Source organism: Hymenobacter segetis, from assembly GCF_038448715.1.
Taxonomy (GTDB): domain Bacteria; phylum Bacteroidota; class Bacteroidia; order Cytophagales; family Hymenobacteraceae; genus Hymenobacter; species Hymenobacter segetis.
In genome coordinates, this window is sequence record NZ_JBCEVZ010000032.1 from 36475 (window position 1) to 55553 (window position 19079).

Sequence of the window (19079 nt, forward strand, 5' to 3'; positions counted from 1 at the left end):
GAGGCGCTTAGATGCCCACGGTTAGGTTGATGCCCATGGTGCGGGTGCTGGGAAACTGGCCCAGCTCAAAGCCCAGGTCGATGGTCCCGTCGTTCAGGGTGCCGAACTCGGGGTCGAAGGCGGGCCACTTGGTGAAAATGAACAGGTCGCGGCCGTACACGCCGATGGAGGCCTGCGTGAGCTTCAGCTTGCTGAGCAGCGTAGCGGGCAGGGCATAGTCAAGGCGCATTTCGCGCAGCTTGATGAAGTCGGTACGGAAAAGGTTGGCTTCCACGTTGTCGCGCCCGTAGTGGGCCGTGTAGTAGGCCGGGATGTTCTCGGCCACCACGTCGTTGGGGCGGAAGGTGCCGTCGCCGTTGGCAATCACGCCGTTGCCGATGATGCCGTTGTAGCGGCCCGGCAGGGTGAGGGTGGATTTGCCCTGCTCGGCCAGCACGGCGTTGGTCATCGAGTAGGCTTTGGCCCCGAATTGCCCGTCGAACAGGATATTCAGGCGCAGCTGCTTGTAGCTGAACTCGGTGCCGGCGCTGGCTTTCCACTGCGGCAATGCATTGCCGAGGTACTTGATTTCGTCGCCCAGCACCGGGTAGCCGTTCTGGTAGATAATCTGGCCATCGGGCGCGCGCTCATAGCCGCGCCCGTAGATGGCGCCCATCGTGCCGCCGGGCCGGGCTTCCACCGAGCCCCGGCCGCCGGGGCCGCGCTGAAGCTGGTAGGTCCCGACGCTGTCGGCCAGCTCCACCACCATGTTGCGGTTGGCAGTGAAGGTGCCGTAGGCTTTCCAGTTGAAGCCTTTCGGGCTGGTTATCAGCGTGGCGTTGGCCTGGATTTCCAGGCCCTGATTGCGCACCAGGCCGGCGTTGAGCACGGCGTAGTTGTAGCCCGAAGCGCGGTCGATGGGCACCCGCAGAATCTGGTCGAAGGTGTTGTTGCGGTACACCGCCACGTCGAGGCCAATGCGGTTGCGCAGGAAGCGCAGGTCGGCGCCCAGCTCCACACTTTCGGTGCGGCGCGGCTTGAGGCCGGCATTGGCAATGGCATCGGGGTTGCTCAGGCCCGAAGGGTAGCCCGTGGCCACGGCGTAGGTGTAGGAGGTTTGGTAGGGCGTGGTGGTGCCGCTGCCCACCTGCGACCAGGAGCCCCGCAGCTTGGCAAACGACACGAACTCCGGCAGCGGCAGCACCTGCGAGAGCACCGTGCTCAGGCTGGCCGACGGGTAGAAGAAGCCCGTGTTGGCCGTCGAGCCGGCGGTTGCCAGGGTGCTGGTCCAGTCCTGGCGGGCCGTCAGGTCGAGGTACAGGAAATTATGGTAGCCGATGGAGGCCAGTCCGTAGAAGCTATTCACCGCGAACTCGGCCTTGTAGGGCAGCGCCAGCAAGGAACCGCGCACGTTGGAGGTGTAGTAGACCCCGGGGAACAGCAGGCGCTCGGCCCGCAGCTCGTCCTTGTTGTAGCGGTTGCGCAGGGTGCTGCCCCCGCCCGAGAGGCTGGTTTCAAACATGCCAAACTTGTGGGCGTACTGCAGCAGGAAATCGTGGTTCATCTCCTGCGAAAAGATGTTCTGCGTGCGGTACATGCCTTCCTTGTACTTCTCGGTATCAAAGGGGCGCTGCTGCGAGCGGGCCTCGTAGGAAAAGTCCAGGGCCGAGCGCAGCATCAGGTTCCAGTCCTTGCTGAACTTGTAGTTCACCTGCACGTTGCCGGTGAGGGAGTTGCGGCTGCTCTTGTTCAGCATCTGCTGGGTAATCAGGTATGGGTTGTCCACCAGGCTGCTGAAGGGGTAGCGCTGCGTGATGCCCGTGGCCCCGGGGGCCCAGTAGTCCTTTATCCAGTTGAGGTCGGCATTGGGCAGCTGGAACATGGTCCAGTACATTATCGTCTGGTTGTTGTAACCGGTGCTGGGCAGGTTGTCGCTGTTGCGGTTGGTGTAGTTGACTTTGGTCGACACTGTGAGCCGGTCTGTAATCTTCTGGCTGGCCGACAGCGCCACGGTGTTGCGGTCGTAGCCCGTGTTCGGGATAATCCAGGTGTTCTGCAGGTTGGTCAGCGAGAGGCGCACGGCCGTGCGGTCGGTACCGCCGTCGATGGCCACGGTGTTGGTGAAGGTTTTGCCCGTTTCAAAGAAGTCCTTACGGTTGTTTTTGTAGGGCATCCAGGGCGTGCGCTCGGTACCGGCCGCGTTGGTGGTGGGGTCGTACTGGAAGTAGGACTGCCCGTCGAATTTCGGCCCCCAGGCCGAACTGGTGCTGCGGGTGCTGGGCCCGTCGGCCGTGGCCCCGTAGGAGTAGTAGTTCTCGCCCACCGCGCCCTGGCCGTACTCGTACTGGAAGTCGGGCCAACGCGAAATCGGGTCAAATGCCGCGTTTGAGTTAAACGTCACGCCAATGCCCTTCTGGCGTGCCCGGCCCGATTTGGTGGTGATAATCACCGCGCCGTTGCCGCCGCGCGAGCCGTAGAGCGCCGTAGCACCCGGCCCCTTGAGTACCGTCACCGACTCAATGTCCTCGGGGTTGATGTCGTTGAGGCTGGTGCCAAAATCCACCGGCGACTCGCTTTGCAGATAGGCCGTGCTGCCGCTGCCGGTGGCGCGGTTGCTGCCCCCCAGCACCACGCCATCCACCACAATCAGGGCATCGTTGTCCCCGGCCAGCGAGCTTTCGCCGCGCAGCACAATCTTGTTGGAGCCGGCCGGCCCGCCTCCGGATTTCACCAGGTTAAGGCCCGCCACTTTGCCCGAGAGCGCATCGGTCCAGTTGTTGGATTTGGCCTGGGTGAGCTGCTCGTTGCTCACCTGCGTCACGGAGTAGCCCAGCGCCTTTTCCTCGCGCCTGATGCCCAGTGCGGTCACCACTACCTCGTCTAGGCTGGTGATGTCTTCGCGCAGGGTCAGGTCGTAGGTCGTTTTGTCGCCCACGGTCAGCTCCTGGCCTTCAAAACCGATGAAGGAGAAAATCAGCACGTTGCCGGGCTGCGCGGTCAGCTCGTAGGAGCCGTTGGGGTCGGTGGTGGTACCGGTAGTAGTGTCTTTTATGCGCACCGAAACGCCGGGCATGCCTTCGCCTTTGGCGTCTACCACGCGGCCCTTCACGGGCTTGGGGGCGGCGGCGCTGCCGCTCTTCATCAGAATGCGCTTGTTCTGCACTGTGAACTGCACGCCGGCCTGGGCTGAAATCAGCTGCAAAATCTCTGTCAGGGTGCTGTGCGGGGCATCCACGCTGATTTTACGGCTCAGCACATTAGCCTGGTCCGCGTACAGAAACCGGTAGCCGGTTTGCTGCTCGATGCTGGCCAGCACGTCCGCCAGCGGCTGCTGACGCGCCGTGATGGCGCAGGGCGTGGCGCCAGGGCTCTGCACCAGGGCCAGCCCGGCAGACAGGGCCGGCAGCGGGGCCGGACTAAGCGCCGTAAGGCTCAATCCCACCAGCGCGCGCCGCCAGCGCCGCCCCGTTTCGGGGTACCTCGTCTTTTTCATAGATTTGTGTGTGAGGGTTGTTAAGTTTTTTCGGATTTAATGGACTCTCCAACTCGCCGGCAGGTACGAACTGCCGGTTTTTTACCGGAAGGCAGTGGGCGCCAACCCGCTGTCTTCCTCTTGAAATGCTTTATTCACCAGACGATTTCGCGGCCGCTTGCCGCAGGTATATCACCTTGCCTTCGCGCCGGTAATCGAGGGAGCCCGCCTGGTGCAGAGCGCCCAGCACGGCGGTCAGCGGCTCATTATTAAAGGTGGCCCAGAGGCGGATTTCGGCCGTAGCCGGGTCGGCAAACACCAGCTTCACGCCGTAGAGGCGCTCGATTTGACTGGCAGCATCGGCCAGCTTCTCGTTTTGAAATACCAGCTTGTTGCTGCGCCAGGCCGTGACTCTGGCCTTGTTGAACGCCTGCCGGTAGATGCGGCCCGTAGCGTGGTCACCCAGCAGCTGCTGGCCCGGCGCGAGGAGGTACTGCCCGTGATCATCGTTGACCTGCACCTGGCCTTCGACCAGTGAAACGGCCGTCTGGCTGGCTCCGCGAACCGCACTGACGTTGAACTTGGTACCCAGCACCTGCGTCACCCAGGTGCCGCTGTGCACCCGAAACGGCCGGTGCGGGTTCTTGCTGACTTCAAAGAAAGCCTCGCCTTCCAGATAGACTTCGCGGGAGGTTTCGCTAAACCGGACCGGGTACCGCAGCTGACTCTGCGGAGCCAGGGTCACGAGCGAGCCATCGGGCAGGCGAATGGTTTGCTGCCGGCCGGCCGGCGTAAGGCTCAGCCGGTAGGCAGGCACCGTAGGCCGCGCGTAGAAATACCCGCCGCCAAGTACACTCAGCAGCACCAGGAGGGCTGCCGTCTGGTATCGCCGGGCCAGGCGCCAACGACGAATGGCCGGCGGGGCCACGGGGACCGGCGGGGCCAGCCGGGCTTTTACCTGCCGGAGCGCGGCGGCGGTGGCCGCCGGGGCGGGGGGCGTCGGGCTGGCCTGCCAGACGGCTTTGAGTTGTTCGAAGGTCCGTTCGTGGTCGGACGATTGGGCGACCCAGGTGGCGAGCCGCTCGTTCTCGTCCGACGACGTTTGCCGGGCCAGGTAGCGGGTAATGAGCAGGTAGATTTCTTCGGCTTCCAAGGGGCATCGGCCCTGATTACGGCCGTCTGCTATCAGGACGCTTCCGCCCGCCCGCCTCGTGACACGAAAAACCAAGCGTAACCAAAGGGTAATGCCCGTAATCTGGCCGTAATACCGCTACTGCACGCCGGAAACGGAAAGCGCGCTTTTCAGAAAGCGCAGGGCCCGGAACATGTGGGTTTTTACCGAGTTGATGGAAAGGGCCAGCAGCGTCGCAATCTCCTCGTAGGTCAGGCCGCCGTCGCGGTGCAGCTGGAACACCTGCCGGGTGCGCTCGGGCAGCCGCTCAATCAGCTGGAGCAGGTGCTGGTTGAGTTCCTGGTAGTCGAGCAGCTGGTCGGGTTGCAGGTAGGCCGCTTCGGGCTGGGTGAGGGGCAGGTCGTGCTCGGCTTCGATGGGGGTGCGCCGCTGCTGCCGAAGCTTGTCGAAGCTGCGGTGCTTCACCGCCGCGTAGAGGTAGGAGGCCAGCGAGCCCTGCACGGCCAACTGCGCCCGCTGGGTCCAGACGGCCACAAACAGGTCGGCCACTACGTCCTCGGCCGCATCGGTGGGGTAGGGCAGCAGGGATTTCGCGTAGCGCAGCAGCCCGGCGTAGTAGCGGGTAAACATCGCGTCGAACGCCGGCTCGCTGCTCCCGGCCAAGGCATCGAGGTACTGCTTATCAGTGGCGTTTAGTGCGAAAGTCATCCCAGCCGACAAAGCTAGCCGCCGGGTAAAAGGCCAGGATTACTGCTGTGTTAGCTTATGATTAAGCGCATCTAATCCATTAGATTCCTGCGAAAGACAGAAAAAGGCCCGACGGTGAGTCGGGCCTTTTTCTATTGTGAGTTCGCCTTTTCTTGGGCGAACAGCCCCGAGCGGCCGCGGTGTTGGCTACTCCACCACCAGCTTGCGATACGCCGCCCGGCCCTCGTGCGCGAACCGAATGGTGTACAGACCGGCTTTCAGCGCGGGCACGGCCAGTGTGTGGGGACCTGCTCCACAGCGACGCCGCCGGCTACCCGGCCCCCCGGCTGGGCAACTCGTCCGAGCTGCAAATCGGCCAATTAGTCATTGCCATCGGGAACCCCTATGGCTTCCAGCACACCGTCACGAGTGGCGTCGTGAGCGCCCTGGGCCGCACGCTGCGTACCGAAACCGGCCGGCTCATCGACCACATCGTGCAAACCGACGCGGCCCTGAACCCGGGCAACAGCGGCGGCCCGCTCATCGACGCCGAGGGCCAGGTGATGGGCGTGAACACGGCTACCATTCGCGGGGCCCAGGGACTGTGCTTTGCCATCGGCATCAACACGGCCACGGCCATTTTCCCGGCCCTATTGAGTGAGGGCCGGGTGCGGCGAGGCTACCTGAGCCTGAGCACCCAGCAAGTGGAATTACACCCACGGGTGCGGAACTTTTATGGCCTGACGCAGCAACAAGCGCTGTTTGTGGTGGGCATAGAGCCTGGCACGCCGGCTGAGGCGACGGGTCTGCGCGAAGGGGATTTTCTGGTGGCCTTCGCCGACCAGCCCGTAGCTAGTAGTGACGACCTGTTCCGACTCTTGACCCAGGAGAAAATCGGGGCTTTTCAGTACCTGACGGTGTTGCGGAGCCAGCACAAGCTGGAACTGCGGATTACCCCGATAGCGAGTGGGGCCCGGCCCGCGCGGGTGTTAGCCGCTGCCTGATTGCGGATTACCCGGTCAACTCTCAGGAGCGAGATTGCTCTCGAAGCTGTTGGCGTGAGCAGGAGTTAAGGATTCAGCGAAGGGTGGCCCACATCATCCAGGCATTGGCTAAGGTCCGCAGGCGGTCATATTCTTTCAAAAAGCGACGATTGGCGCTGAGCCAGGCCAGGGTGCATTCCACCAGCCAGCGTCTCTCTGGATGCTGGAGCCTTTTTACCAATATACTACTATACTACGCACGGGCTTTGCGAATCGCAGGCCGTAGGAGATGCGCAGAACCTTGGTTAAGAGGCTGGTTGGTTAAGAGGCTGGCAAACGAGCTGCCGCCCATGACGACTGGCACCTGCCCCGGATGGGGATGGCGTCCGAGCCATGGGCCAGCCTGAATGTTACGGCAATAGTGGGTCGGTGCTCACCAAGGCCGACCCCACCACCATCAGTAATAAAGGCTTACGCCCACGGTAAATTGGCGGCCGGGCGTCGCGCTAAAGCGGCCCAAACCGGTGCTCCAGCAAGAAATGGCCCGCACGGCGGGCGAAATCGTGTAGCCCAGGCCCAAGCCGGCCTGCGAATACGCCGTGCGGTCGGCATTGCTGGTTTCGGCACTGAAGGGGATGCCCGTGGGCAGCATGTGCACCCCTCCCGTCAGCCAGACGTGTTGCTGCACCCGGTAATCGAACTGCTTGCTGCTGCCGTCAGCCCGCCCCGCGCGAGCAAGGTGGGTCAGGTGGGCCGCCGGGGCCATAAACGACCACGGGGCGGCCCGGCGGCCCGGCTCGGCAACTGCACCCGGTGCGTCGGGCTCGTGCGCCGCGCAACACGGTGCGGCCGCGACTGCTGGGGCTTCCAGCCAGGATGATAAGGTAATAGCCACCACGAGAGCGGCCCGGAGGGGGGATGAAAAACGCAGGATACTCATAACACTACCAAAAACGGGAAACCCTCGCCGGGGAAGCGGTGGGGAACGGGTAGGCAGACGCCGGCAACGGGCAAACCTTACGGGGCACCGGGCTCGCGGATGGAAGGGCAGGGCTTGCGCGGCGCGGTCAGGCCCCCGCTTCACAACAAGCACATTTCCCTGGCCTTGGCAACCGCAGCTCTATTACCGCTGGCCCATTACAGGACGCCCATCAACCCGCTGATGCTGAGGGCTACTACTGCCGTGTTAAACGCAAACACCAGTAGGCCGTGCACGAGCACGGTAGCCCTTATGGTCGGGTCATAGATGCTCACGTCGGCCGTTTGGGCCGTCATCCCAATCACAAAGGCGAAGTAGGCAAAATCCAGATAGCGCGGGGGCGGTGAGCCGTCGGGAATGGTGAGGCCGCCGGGCGCGGGGGGCTTGTCGTAGTACAGATGCGCGTAGCGCAGCGCAAACACCGGTGCAACAGCAGCCAGGCCGCCGCCACGCCGCCCACGGCCAGGGCCACGTGCAGTCCCCGCGTGGCGGCCGGCAGCGTGGGCATCATGCCGGTGCTCAGCAGTAGCACCACCGCCGCCAGGCTGCTGGACAGGGCCAGCAGCACGAAGCCAAACGACACCATGGCCCCCGGCGACTCGCGTCAGCCCGGCATCGGCCGTGAGCATGATGGGCCAGAGCAGCAGCAGCCAGCCGCTTGCGAAAGCGTCCCAAGCTACCACGGCCCGCCCCTCGCTGGTCAACTCGGCCGGGGCCACCGCGTAGCCCGCCAATCCCAGGACCACTGCCGCCGCAAAGCGCCTATGCGCAGGTAGCCGGACCACATGCCGCAGAGCCTGAAAAATGGCCTTGGTTAAAAGTTTGGTACAAAAGTTAAATGGGCAGACCAGCTTGGTGCTGAGCATCACCGGCGTGACCAGAGGCCAGTTCATGTATGTCAATTACCAACCGAAAATCAAACAGTACATCCCCATCGAAGCAGAAAGAGAGGTGGTCTAGGCATGGCGGACAGAAGAAGGACGTATATTTCTTCTGTTATGGCAACCAAAACCAACGGGGCACCGCCCGACAAACGACGTAAATACGACGAGGCTTTTAAGGCTGAAGCGCTGCGCCTGGCCAGCGAGAGTCGCAGCACGCTGGCCGCGGCGCGGCAGCTGGGTCGTACCCGGTAGGGCATCAGCCCCAAACTGCTCTACCGCTGGCAACAGGCGCAAGTCGTGGCCGAGGTGGGCAGCGAGGAAGTGGCCCGCGACCCGGAAGTACGCGCCCTGCGTGCCGCCAACAAGCGGCTGGCGCAGGAGCTCGATATTTTAAAAAAAGCCTTGGCCATCTTTGCCCAGCCGACCCCGTGAGCGTGTACCAGCACATTGCCCGGCAGCGGGCCCAAGTGCCCGTGCGCCAGCTCTGCCAGGTGCTGCGCGTGGCCCCTAGCGGCTTCTACGCCTGGCATCGGCAGCAGGGCCGGCCCGTTACCGAGCCGGCCTGGCAAGTCGCCGTGCGCGAAGCGTTTGCCGACCACAGCCAGCGCTACGGCACGCGCCGGCTGCGGGCCGAAGTGCAGGCCCAGGGCCACGCCGTGGGGCGCTGGCGCATCCGCCGCGTACTCAAAGCCCATGGCTTGCGCGCGCAGCAGCCGCGCTCGTTCGTGCCGCGCACCACCAATTCCGACCCGGCCGTGCGCGCCGCGCCCAACCGCTTGCCGGGCCAGCCGGCCCCCACGGCCCCCAACCGGGTGTGGGTGGGTCGTACCCGGCAGGGCGACATCACCTACCTGCCCCGCCAGGGCGGCGGCTGGCTGTACCTGGCCGTCTGGCTCGACCGCTGCTCGCGTAAAATCGTGGGCTGGAACGTGCGCGACACCATGCCCGAAGACCTGGTCAGCGAGGCCTTGCGCCGGGCCCTCGTGGTGCGCCGCCCGCCAGCTGGACTCGTCGTGCACTCCGACCAGGGCAGTCAGTACACGGCCACCCGCTTCAAGCAACTGCTTGCCCGCTACGGCGCGCAGCAGAGCATGAGCCGGCGCGGCAACTGCTACGATAATGCCCATGCCGAATTCTTTTGGAGCCGCTTCAAAGCCGAGCTGCTGGACGGTGGCAGCTTCCCCGGCCTGGCCGAAGCCAAGCCTGAAATCAGCCACCACATCGCCTATTACAACGCCGAGCGCCGCCATTCCGCCCTCGGCTACCGCTCGCCCAACCACTTCGAAACCCAACTTCAAACAACGTCCCAACTCTGTCCGGCCTAGCTAGACCACCTCAGTACCAGGCTCTACTGCGAAAACGCTCCCTTTGCTAAACTACTCGCAGCGGCCCGAAGCCAGGTGCCCACCAGCTGCTGCAGTGCCCGGGAGAGTTTAAGAAACCCGTCTACGATTCAACGTTTACGAAACGTGCTGAGGAGATGAGTTTCGTAAACTCCCCCAGTTCTCCAAAAAACGCTCGTTTTTTGGAGGCTTTAAACGAATGTTCACACGGCCAGAAACGTATGTTCTCTGAGTCGTTTCTCGCCACCGGTTATTGGATGGTTCAAGAGTTGTTTAGCTAGCAATTACAAAACATTAATCCATGCGCATGAGTTAAAAACATTGCGTACCTTTGTCTCCTATGGATACCAAGTCCCTCGTCAAATTAGCTAAGTCGCTAAGCGACCCCACCCGTCTTCGCCTGTTGCAGGAAATTGCAAAAGGGGATATCGCCGTGTGTGCCGACTTGTTTCAACATGTGCCCATCAGCCAGCCCTCGATGTCTCAGCACCTTAAGGCCTTGGGAGATGCGGGCTTAATTGAGTCGCACAAAGAGGGCCGGAATATGCACATGTCCATCAATGCCAAAAAATTGCAGGAGTTGGAAGATTTCCTGCAACTGCTCAAACCGGCTACTGTTAAAGCCTAACAAATCCCGTGGACCGCTGGCGTTATCGTCAGCGGTTTTTACATCTTTAAAAACATTATCGATTGCTTATGCATTTATGGGTAGTACCTTTGCTGAAACGTAATAAGAAGGGTACTCGCTGCCAGCATATGCATTTGTCCAGGCTTTTTTTGCCTTATTACATAAGCACATGCTTATTATATAATGTATTAAGGCCAATTACTACCCTTCCAACGCACCTCGCATTTCACTCAGTACCCTTCTCTGGGCCGCATTTTTCCATGAAACTATCTTCTCTTTTAGCCGGCAGCGTGCTGCTGGCGGGCTGCGCGGAGCAACAAGCCCCGCAACAGGCACTGGCCCCGCCGGCCCTGCCAGTACAAGCCCTGCATACCGGCACCGCAATCACCTACCAGGATTACCCGGCTTCTATTGAGGGCGTCGTCAACGTGGAGATTCGCCCGCAGGTAGCGGGGGTGCTCGACCGCATCCTGGTGGATGAGGGCGCGGCGGTGCGCAAAGGCCAGCCCCTGTTTAAAATCAACGACGCGCCCTACCGCGAGCAACTCAACAATGCCGTGGCCGCCCAGCAGGCGGCGGCTGGGGCCGTTACCAGCGCCCAGGTCGAAGTGGACCGGTACGCGCCGCTGGTGCAAAACAAGGTCGTGTCGGAGGTGCAGCTTAAAACGGCCCAGGCAGCCCTCACCGTGGCCCAGGCCAACCTGCAGCGTGCCAAGGCAGCCGTCAACAGCGCCCGAATCAACTTGGGCTACACCACCATTACGGCGCCGGTGAGCGGATTTTTGGGGCGGCTGCAAACCAAGCAGGGCAGCCTGGTCGGTCCCACCGATGCCCAGGCCCTGACACAGCTCTCCGACGTGCACGAGGTGCACACCTACTTCGCGCTGGGCGAGGACGACTTCATCACCTTCCGCAACCAGTACGCGGGCCGCACCCTGCAAGAAAAGCTCCGGCATCTACCCCCCGTGGCGTTGGTGCTTTCCGACCAAAGCACCTATCCTACGCGGGGCAAGGTGGATGTGGTAGCCGGGCAATTTGACCGCACAACGGGCTCGGTCACGTTGCGGGCCACTTTCCCCAACGCCGACGGCCTGCTCCGCTCGGGCAACACGGGCACCATCCGCCTGGCCCTGCCACACCCCAACGTGCTGCTGGTGCCGGCCGCGGCCACCATCGAGATGCAGGATAAGGTGTTCGTGTACGCCGTGGGCGACAGCAACCGCGTCCGCCGCCGGGCCATCACCATTCAGGGCAAGAATGGCGCGAATTACTTGGTAAGCGAGGGCGTGAAAAACGGCGACCGGATTGTGCTGCAAGGCGTGGACCACTTGCAGGAAGGCCAGATTATTCAGCCCACCGCGCCGGCTCCGGCCAGCGTCAGCCTCACCACGGGCAAGGCCGCGGCTTCCTCTACGTTGTAATAAGCTACTCGTCTCATGTTTAAGGTATTTATTGAGCGGCCCGTCCTCTCAACCGTCATCTCCATTTTGCTGGTGATAGTGGGGGCGCTGGCTTTGTGGAAACTGCCCATTCAGCAGTTTCCCGACATTGCGCCCCCGGCCGTGCAAGTCACGGCGCTCTACCCCGGCGCCAACGCCGAAACGCTGCTGCGCTCAGTGGCGCCCTCGCTGGAAGAAGCCATCAACGGCGTGGAGCACATGGTGTACATGAGCTCGACGGCCAGCAACGACGGCTCGCTGGTGATTAGCGTCAACTTCCAGCTGGGCACCGACCCCGACCAGGCGGCCGTGAACGTGCAAAACCGCGTGGCCCAGGCCACCAGCCAGTTGCCGGCCGAGGTGGTGCAGCAGGGCGTGACCGTGGCCAAGCAGCAGAACAGCTTCGTGATGCTGCTGAACCTATACTCAGAAGACCCGAAGCAATACGACCAGACGTTTCTGGACAACTACGCCCAAATCAACCTGGTGCCCGAGCTCAAGCGCATTTCGGGCGTGGGGTCGACGGTGCTGTTTGGGGGCAACCGCGCCTACTCCATGCGCATCTGGCTGAAGCCGGCCCAGCTGGCCAGCTATAACCTCACCCCGGGCGAGGTGATGGCCGCCATTCAGGACAAGAACCTGGAGGCCGCCCCCGGCCGCCTGGGCGAAAGCAGCCAGGAAGCCTTTGAGTACGTCATCAAGTACAAAGGCAAGCGCAGCCAGCCCCTGGACTACGAAAACATGATTATCCGGGCCAACGCCGACGGCTCGATGCTGCGCCTCAAGGACGTGGCGCGGGTCGAGTTGGGCTCGGCCTCCTACAACAGCAACGTGCGCATTTCGGGCAAGCCGGGCATTAACATCGGCGTGTTTCAGGCGGCCGGCTCCAACGCCAACGAGCTGCAGATTGCCGTGGGCAAGGTGATGAAGAAGCTGGAAAAGAACCTGCCCGCCGGCGTGAAGCAGCAAACGATGTACAGCACCAAAGTGGCGCTGGACTTGTCCATCGAGCAGGTCGAACACACGCTGGTCGAGGCGTTTATTCTGGTGTTTCTGGTGGTGTTCATCTTCCTGCAAGACTTCCGCTCCACGCTGATTCCGGCCATTGCCGTGCCGGTGGCCATCGTGGGCACGTTCTTCTTCATGCAGCTGATGGGTTTCACCATCAACTTACTCACGCTCTTTGCCTTGGTGCTGGCCATTGGCATTGTGGTCGACGACGCCATTGTGGTCGTCGAGGCCGTGCATAGCAAGCTGGAAGAAGGCACCCACTCGGTCAAAGAAGCCACCACCAGCGCCATGAGCGAGATTACGGGGGCCATTATTTCGATTACCTTGGTCATGGCCGCCGTGTTTCTGCCGGTGGGCTTTCTGGAAGGCTCGACCGGCGTATTCTACCGGCAGTTTGCCTTTACCATGGCCATTGCCATCGTCATCTCGGCCGTGAACGCGCTGACCCTGAGCCCGGCGCTGGCGGCGCTCTTTCTCAAGCATACCCCGCACGAGCACGACGCCGAGCACCCTGCGCCCAGCACGTTCAAGACGCGCTTCTTTGCGGGCTTCAACCGCAGCTTTGAGCGGCTAACTGCCCGCTACGTGGGCAGCATCCGGTTTTTGGTGCGTCACAAATGGGTGGGGTTGAGCAGCCTAGTACTGGTGGTGGCGCTCACCGGCTGGCTGGCCAAGCGTACGCCCACGGGCTTCATCCCGTCCGAAGACCAGGGCTTTATTGCCATTTCGATGGCGCTGCCGGCCGGCTCGTCGCTGGACCGCTCCAACCACATTGCCCAGGAGATTGAGCAGCAGTTGCAAGCCATGCCAGCCGTTGACAAAATCAACCTACTCAGCGGCTTTAACATTCTGACTTCCTCCAGCAGCTCCTCGGCCCTCACCCTATTCGTCATCCTGAAGCCCACCAAGGAGAGGGGGGCGGTGCAGGACATCAACGCCATCATGGCGACGATGCGCGAGAAGGCGGCGGCCATAAAAGGGGCCGACACCTTCGTGTTTACCACGCCCACGGTGCCGGGCTTCGGCAACGTGGAGGGGCTGGAAGTGGTGCTGCAGGACCGCACCGGCGGCTCGCTGCCCAAGCTCGGGGAGGTAGGCCAGGCGTTTATCGGGGAGCTGATGAAGCAGCCGGCCATTGGGGTGGCCTTCACCTCGTTCCGGGCCGACTACCCGCAGCTGGAAGCCGAAGTAGACGAGGTGAAAGCCGCCCAGCTGGGCGTGAGCGTAAAAGCGGTGCTGCAAACCATGCAGGCCTACTTCGGCAGCGCCCAGGCCTCCGATTTCAACCGCTTTGGCAAGTACTACCGCGTCATTGTGCAGGCCGACCAGGCCAACCGCGCCGACCCCACGGCCCTGAACGGGGCCTTCGTGAAAAACGACCGGGGCGAGATGGTGCCCCTGCGCACGCTGGTGCGCCTCAAGCGGGTGTTCGGGCCGGAGACGGCCTCGCGCTTCAACCTCTTCAACTCGCTCACTATCAACGCGACGCCCAAGCCGGGCTACAGCTCCGGTGACGCCATCAAGGCCGTGGAGGCGGTGGCGGAGAAGCACCTGCCCTCGGGCTACACATACGAGTATTCGGGCCTCACGCGCGAGGAAATCTCGTCGGGCAGCCAGTCGACCGTCGTGTTCCTGATGTGCCTGGTGTTTGTGTATTTTCTGCTGGCGGCCCAGTACGAGAGCTACATTCTGCCCTTCGCGGTGCTGCTGTCGCTGCCGGCGGGCATGGTCGGGGTGTTCGCGGCCATCGGCTTTGCTGGCATCACCAATAACATCTACGTGCAGGTGGCCCTGATTATGCTCATCGGCCTGCTGGCCAAAAACGCCATCCTCATCGTGGAGTTTGCCTTGCAGCGCCGCCACGCGGGCGAGCCGCTGGTGCGGGCCGCGCTCAACGCCTCGGCCTCGCGCCTGCGCCCCATCCTGATGACTTCGCTGGCCTTCGTGGCCGGCATGCTGCCCATGATGGGGGCGCAGGGCCCCTCGGCCCTGGGCAACCATTCCATCAGCATCGCGGCGGCGGGCGGCATGCTCTCGGGCGTGGTGCTGGGCTTGTTCCTCATCCCGCTGCTGTTCGTGATTTTTCAACGCTTGAACGAGCGCCTCAGTGGCCCGCCCCAGCCCGTCCCGGCCAAGCCGGCCCGGGTGCCGGCCCACGCCACAGTTAGCTAACATCCATGACTACTCTTAAGAATACCCCCCGGCGCCTGCTGGCGCTGGGACTAGCCACCCTGCTGGTTATCGCCGCCTCGTGCAACGTGGCCAAGAACATTCCGCTGCCCACGCTGCCGCTGCCCGCCACCTACCGCACGGCCCTCACCGCCGATACGGCCTCCATCGCGGGCCTGCCGTGGCGCAGTTTCTTCACTGAGCCGGCCTTGCAGCAGCTGCTCGACAGCGCTACCGTGCGCAACAACGACCTGCAGCTGGCGCTGCGCAACATCGCCTCGGCCGAGGCCACCCTCAAGCAGGCGCGCTGGGGTAACGTGCCGGCCGTGAGCTTGCAGGCGGGCGTGACCACCAACCGCCCCTCGGGCAACAGCCTGAACGGCATTTCCCTCAGCCAGTTTCTGGGCACCAAGCACATCGAAGACTACAACCTGGCGGCGGCCGTGAGCTGGGAAGCCGACATCTGGGGCAAAATCCGCAACCGCACGGCCGAGGCCCGGGCCGCCTATCTGCAAAGCCAGGAAGCCCGCAAGGCCGTGCAAACCCAGGTGGTGGCCCAGGTAGCCCAGGGATACTACAACCTCTTGCTGCTGGACACCCAGCTGGCCGTGGCCCGGCGCAACTTCGCGCTCACCGACAGCACCTTGCGCTTTACGCGCCTGCAGTTCACGGCCGGCCAGGTCACGGCCCTGGCCGTGCAGCAGGTGGAGGCGCAGCGCCTGCTGGCGGCCGGCCTCATCCCGCAGTTCGAGCAAGGCATCACGGTGCAGGAAAACGCCCTGAGCATCCTGGCCGGACGCCTTCCGGGCGGCATCCGCCGCAACGGCAACCTGCTGGCGCTGCAAGTGCCGGTGGTAGCGTCGGCCGGCGTGCCGGCCGCCCTGCTAGCCCAACGGCCCGACGTGCGTACCGCCGAACTGGCCCTCGACCGGGCCAACGCCGCGGTGGGCTACACCAAAGCCGCCCTGTACCCTACGCTTTCCATTACGGCCCAGGGTGGCCTCAACGCCTTTCAGGCCAGCAACTGGTTTAGTGTGCCGGCGTCGTTGTTTGGCCTGGCCACCGGGGGGCTCACGCAGCCACTGCTACAGCGCCGCGCCCTGCGCACCGAGTACGAGCTGGCCCAGCTGGACCGGGAGCGCACCGTTATTCAGTTCCGGCAGCAGGTGCTGGTGGCCGTGGGCGAGGTTTCCGACGCCCTCGGGCAAGTCACCCGCACCCAAACCCAGCAAACCATTGCCACCGACCGGGTGCGGGCCCTGCGCCTGGCCACCACCAGCGCCGGTCAGCTCTTCCGCAGCGGCCTGGCCAGCTACCTAGAAGTCATTACGGCCCAAAGCAACGCCCTGCAAAGCGAGCTGGAGTTGGCTTCCTTGAAGCGTAGCCAGCTGGAAGCCAACGTGGAGCTGTACCGGGCCGTGGGCGGCGGCTGGCAGTAATAAGCCTTATCCAGCTTCCTTGCCCTCCCTACTTCGACCATCGAATGCCAGGCGACATCCTCCTATTCCCACCCCATTCCCATGGATACCAAGTCCCTCGTCAAGCTAGCCAAGTCGCTGAGCGACCCCACCCGCCTGCGCATGCTGCAGGAGATTGCGCGGGCGCAGCGGCTGGGATGCGCCAATCTGTATGAGTTTGTGCCCATCAGCCAGCCCTCCATGTCGCAGCACGTGAAGGCCCTGGTAGATGCAGGGCTGGTGAATTCGTGTAAGGAAGGCCGCAACATGTACTTGACCATCAACACGGAAAAGCTGCAGGAGCTGGAAAGCTTTCTGCAGTTGCTGAAGATGAGTTAGCTCTCTTGCAGCAAGTCACTGCTTAACCATGCGTTTCCAAGACGGGTCGAAGCAAGCCCTCGTCGGGGAAACGATAAACTATTCAATCCCCATTGCATGAAAATCGGAATCATTGGCACCGGCCCCGTTGGCGGCTCCCTCGCCAAAAACCTGGCTGCTCTCGGCCATCAGGTGAAAGTGACCAACACCCGCCAGCCGGCCGAACTGGCCCGCAAAGCCCAGGAATTGGGGGCTAGCCCCGCCACTCTGCATGACGTGGTGCAGGACGTGGACCTCGTTTTTATCGCCGTGCCTTTCAAGGTAATTGACGAGTTTCCCAAGGACCTGTTCCGGTCGTTGCCCCCCGAGGTAATCGTGGTGGATACCGGCAACTACTACCCCTTCCGGGACGAGAAAATCGAGGCGCTGGAGCAGGGCCAGCCGGAGAGCGTGCTGGCGGCCGAGCAGCTGGGCCGCCCCTTGCTGAAAGCCTTCAACAACCTGCTGGCCGAGACGATTGCCAGCGGCGGCACCGCGCCCGGAACACCCGGCCGCATTGCCCTCTCCATTGCGGGCGACGATGAGCGCGCCAAACAAATTCTTTCCGACCTCTGCAACGACTTCGGCTTTGACGTGGTGGACGGGGGCAGCCTGGCCGACTCGTGGCGGCAGCAGCCCGGCACGCCGGCCTACTGCACCGAACTCACGGCCCCGGAGCTAACCCACGCCTTGGCCAATGCTGTGCCCGGCAAGGCCCCGCAGATACGCGACCAGATTATCTCGGAGCTGCTGCAACGCGAAGCATGGCCCACCCGCGAAGAAGTAGTAGCCGGCAACCGCGCCCGGCAGCTAGGTAAATCCTAGCCAGTCCAGGCCCTACCAACCGAATACAACTTCAATGCAAACTCACATGGAAAACCAGCAACACCCGACTGTCCTTGTTTTGGGCGCCAGCGGAACTATCGGCCGTCAAGTGGTCAAAGACCTGGAAGGTCAAGCCGTCAACGTACGCATCACGTCGCGCAACCAAGAGATGGTAGAACAGCTTCGCCGCGAAGGAAAAGACTGCCACTACCTGGACCTGGATGACCCCAGAACCTTTGCGCTAGCGCTGGCCGGGGTGGACCGGGTGTTTCTGCTAACCGGCTACACGGTGGCCATGCTCACGCAGAGCAAGACCCTGGTAGATGCGGCCAAGAAAGCCGGCGTCCGCCATATCGTGCACGTGGGCGTGTTCGCGGAGTGGGACACGACCGACGCGCACTTTGCGTGGCACCAGCTGATTGAAAAGTACATCGAGGCCAGCGGCATTGCCTGGACCCACCTTCATCCGAACATGTTCATGGAGGTGTTCACGGGGCTGTATATCCCGAAGAATCTAACCTACACCAGCTACTGGGACGACCGCCGAGTTGGCTACATCGCCTCCAGCGACATCGCGGCGGTGGCCGCCAAAGCCCTCGTCGACGGGCCAGCGCGTCACGGTGGTCAGCATTACTGGTTAAGTGTAGAAAGCTTTAACGGACAGGAAATTGCGGCGCTGTTGAGCGAGGTGACCGGCCTGGAAATCAAGCACGAAGACAAAGGCCTGGCAGGCTTCAAAGAGCTGATTGAAACGCTGCTGGCCAATGGGGCGGAGAGCTGGTACGCCAAGGCCAACATTGACTTTGTCACGCAGATGCTCGACGGTAGAATGTCCTACATGTCCATGGTGCAAAACGATGTTCCGTACGTCCTGGGCAGACCCGCCAAGACCCTCCGGGAGTTTCTGGAGGAGCACAAGGCTGCAATTAGGGAATCAGCGGTAACGGGGTAAAGGACATGCAGGTGCTGGATATCATCGGCCAGACCCTTGGCTTGCAGAGAAGGTTCTGCCGGGGCAAAAACACGCATTTATACTCCTTGTAATGACCAACCGAAAAACGTTAAAGCTGGCCGCAGTCATTGATGGGCCGGGGTGGAATTTCTCCTCCTGGCGACACCCCGATATGCCCGCCGACGCCGGCGAAAACATTGATTTCTTCATTCAACAGGCCCAGCTGGCGGAGCAGGCTAAGTTCGAAACCCTGTTTTTGTACGACGTCAGCCACGTCGGCCCCGGCAACATTCCCTACTACCTGAGCATGTTCGAAGGGGGGACGCTCATGTCTGCCCTCGCCATGAAAACGGAGCGCATCGGCCTCTCCTTGACGGCCTCAACGTCTTACAACGACCCCTACAACCTCGCCCGGCAGGTCTTGTCGCTGGACAAACTCAGCAAGGGCCGGGCCTCGCTGAACGCCATCACCTCCAATCCGGGTGGGATGGTGAACTTCAGCCGGGGTCACCTCGGCAAAGCCGACCAATACCCCATGCACCAGGAGTTTCTGGAAATTCTGCTGGGCCTCTGGGACACGTACGAGGACGACGCTTTTCCCCGGGATAAGGAAAGCGGTGTCTTCCTGAACCCGCGCAAGATGCACCCCGTCAACTTCCGGGGAAAGTACTTCTCGGTGGATGGCCCGTTGAACCTGAGCCGCTCGGTGCAGGGCCGGCCGGTGCTGTACATGGCCGGCAGTTCGCCCACTTTCGTGGACCTAGCCACGTCCTACACCGACG

The 19079-nt window shown here is 62.5% G+C and carries 17 protein-coding genes; 12 read left to right on the forward strand and 5 right to left on the reverse strand.

The annotated features are described in order from the left end of the window. Window positions 1–7 precede the first annotated feature (7 nt). The 3 genes from AAFH49_RS13520 to AAFH49_RS13530 form a co-directional block, all read right to left on the reverse strand. Window positions 8–3472: a SusC/RagA family TonB-linked outer membrane protein gene (locus AAFH49_RS13520; protein WP_342298915.1), complete on the reverse strand. Its 3465-nt coding sequence runs from the start codon at window positions 3470–3472 to the stop codon at window positions 8–10. A 130-nt stretch (window positions 3473–3602) separates the two neighbouring features. Beyond that, window positions 3603–4604: a FecR family protein gene (locus tag AAFH49_RS13525; RefSeq protein ID WP_342298917.1), complete on the reverse strand. Its 1002-nt coding sequence runs from the start codon at window positions 4602–4604 to the stop codon at window positions 3603–3605. 117 nt (window positions 4605–4721) lie between these two features. Beyond that, the gene (locus tag AAFH49_RS13530) at window positions 4722–5291 is read right to left on the reverse strand and encodes an RNA polymerase sigma-70 factor (RefSeq protein WP_342298919.1); all 570 of its coding nucleotides are present in this window, start codon (window positions 5289–5291) and stop codon (window positions 4722–4724) included. Window positions 5292–5566: 275 nt separating this feature from the next. Between AAFH49_RS13530 and AAFH49_RS13535 the strand changes: the two genes are divergently transcribed. Further along, window positions 5567–6274: a S1C family serine protease gene (locus AAFH49_RS13535; protein ID WP_342298921.1), complete on the forward strand. Its 708-nt coding sequence runs from the start codon at window positions 5567–5569 to the stop codon at window positions 6272–6274. A gap of 436 nt (window positions 6275–6710) precedes the next feature. Here the strand turns inward: AAFH49_RS13535 and AAFH49_RS13540 are convergent, their stop codons facing one another. Both AAFH49_RS13540 and AAFH49_RS13545 read right to left on the reverse strand, forming a co-directional pair. Continuing rightward, window positions 6711–7148, reverse strand: a complete 438-nt coding sequence (locus AAFH49_RS13540; protein WP_342298923.1) for a hypothetical protein — start codon at window positions 7146–7148, stop codon at window positions 6711–6713. Window positions 7149–7390: 242 nt separating this feature from the next. Next, complete coding sequence (locus tag AAFH49_RS13545; RefSeq protein ID WP_342298926.1) at window positions 7391–7978, reverse strand: DUF1345 domain-containing protein; 588 nt, start codon at window positions 7976–7978, stop codon at window positions 7391–7393. 252 nt (window positions 7979–8230) lie between these two features. On the opposite strand from AAFH49_RS13545, the gene AAFH49_RS13550 reads away from it, so the two are divergent. From AAFH49_RS13550 to AAFH49_RS13600, 11 genes are all read left to right on the forward strand, one after another. After that, window positions 8231–8368 carry a hypothetical protein gene (locus tag AAFH49_RS13550; protein WP_342298927.1) on the forward strand — a complete coding sequence of 46 codons (138 nt, stop codon included), beginning with the start codon at window positions 8231–8233 and terminating at the stop codon, window positions 8366–8368. Between the two features lie 45 nt (window positions 8369–8413). Next, complete coding sequence (locus AAFH49_RS13555) at window positions 8414–8548, forward strand: hypothetical protein (RefSeq protein ID WP_342298929.1); 135 nt, start codon at window positions 8414–8416, stop codon at window positions 8546–8548. Further along, window positions 8545–9441: an IS3 family transposase gene (locus AAFH49_RS13560; RefSeq protein WP_342298931.1), complete on the forward strand. Its 897-nt coding sequence runs from the start codon at window positions 8545–8547 to the stop codon at window positions 9439–9441. Before AAFH49_RS13555 ends, AAFH49_RS13560 begins: the two co-directional genes overlap by 4 nt. Before the next feature lie 358 nt (window positions 9442–9799). Further along, the gene (locus AAFH49_RS13565) at window positions 9800–10087 is read left to right on the forward strand and encodes an ArsR/SmtB family transcription factor (RefSeq protein WP_342298933.1); all 288 of its coding nucleotides are present in this window, start codon (window positions 9800–9802) and stop codon (window positions 10085–10087) included. Window positions 10088–10347: 260 nt separating this feature from the next. Then, window positions 10348–11508 (forward strand): efflux RND transporter periplasmic adaptor subunit, encoded by a 1161-nt coding sequence (locus AAFH49_RS13570; protein ID WP_342298935.1) that lies wholly within the window; start codon window positions 10348–10350, stop codon window positions 11506–11508. Window positions 11509–11523: 15 nt separating this feature from the next. Beyond that, the gene (locus tag AAFH49_RS13575) at window positions 11524–14709 is read left to right on the forward strand and encodes an efflux RND transporter permease subunit (RefSeq protein WP_342298936.1); all 3186 of its coding nucleotides are present in this window, start codon (window positions 11524–11526) and stop codon (window positions 14707–14709) included. A gap of 5 nt (window positions 14710–14714) precedes the next feature. Continuing rightward, window positions 14715–16145, forward strand: coding sequence for a TolC family protein (locus AAFH49_RS13580; RefSeq protein WP_342298938.1), 1431 nt, complete (start codon window positions 14715–14717; stop codon window positions 16143–16145). A gap of 81 nt (window positions 16146–16226) precedes the next feature. Beyond that, a complete protein-coding gene (locus AAFH49_RS13585) occupies window positions 16227–16502 on the forward strand; it encodes an ArsR/SmtB family transcription factor (RefSeq protein WP_243514952.1) in 276 nt (91 codons plus the stop codon). Between the two features lie 96 nt (window positions 16503–16598). After that, window positions 16599–17345, forward strand: a complete 747-nt coding sequence (locus tag AAFH49_RS13590) for an NADPH-dependent F420 reductase (protein WP_342298942.1) — start codon at window positions 16599–16601, stop codon at window positions 17343–17345. 46 nt (window positions 17346–17391) lie between these two features. Then, window positions 17392–18297, forward strand: coding sequence for an NmrA family NAD(P)-binding protein (locus AAFH49_RS13595; protein WP_342298944.1), 906 nt, complete (start codon window positions 17392–17394; stop codon window positions 18295–18297). A gap of 172 nt (window positions 18298–18469) precedes the next feature. Next, window positions 18470–19079 (forward strand): LLM class flavin-dependent oxidoreductase (locus AAFH49_RS13600; RefSeq protein ID WP_342298946.1); only part of this gene is annotated, 610 nt, incomplete at its 3' end.

What these genes read in the sequence shown, in the direction of transcription:
- AAFH49_RS13520 (WP_342298915.1), bottom strand. Translation starts at nt 3,472, where the DNA reads ATGAAAAAGACGAGGTACCCCGAAACGGGGCGGCGCTGGCGGCGCGCG.
- AAFH49_RS13530 (WP_342298919.1), bottom strand. Translation starts at nt 5,291, where the DNA reads ATGACTTTCGCACTAAACGCCACTGATAAGCAGTACCTCGATGCCTTG.
- AAFH49_RS13550 (WP_342298927.1), top strand. Translation starts at nt 8,231, where the DNA reads ATGGCAACCAAAACCAACGGGGCACCGCCCGACAAACGACGTAAATAC.
- AAFH49_RS13565 (WP_342298933.1), top strand. Translation starts at nt 9,800, where the DNA reads ATGGATACCAAGTCCCTCGTCAAATTAGCTAAGTCGCTAAGCGACCCC.
- AAFH49_RS13570 (WP_342298935.1), top strand. Translation starts at nt 10,348, where the DNA reads ATGAAACTATCTTCTCTTTTAGCCGGCAGCGTGCTGCTGGCGGGCTGC.
- AAFH49_RS13575 (WP_342298936.1), top strand. Translation starts at nt 11,524, where the DNA reads ATGTTTAAGGTATTTATTGAGCGGCCCGTCCTCTCAACCGTCATCTCC.
- AAFH49_RS13580 (WP_342298938.1), top strand. Translation starts at nt 14,715, where the DNA reads ATGACTACTCTTAAGAATACCCCCCGGCGCCTGCTGGCGCTGGGACTA.
- AAFH49_RS13585 (WP_243514952.1), top strand. Translation starts at nt 16,227, where the DNA reads ATGGATACCAAGTCCCTCGTCAAGCTAGCCAAGTCGCTGAGCGACCCC.
- AAFH49_RS13590 (WP_342298942.1), top strand. Translation starts at nt 16,599, where the DNA reads ATGAAAATCGGAATCATTGGCACCGGCCCCGTTGGCGGCTCCCTCGCC.
- AAFH49_RS13595 (WP_342298944.1), top strand. Translation starts at nt 17,392, where the DNA reads ATGGAAAACCAGCAACACCCGACTGTCCTTGTTTTGGGCGCCAGCGGA.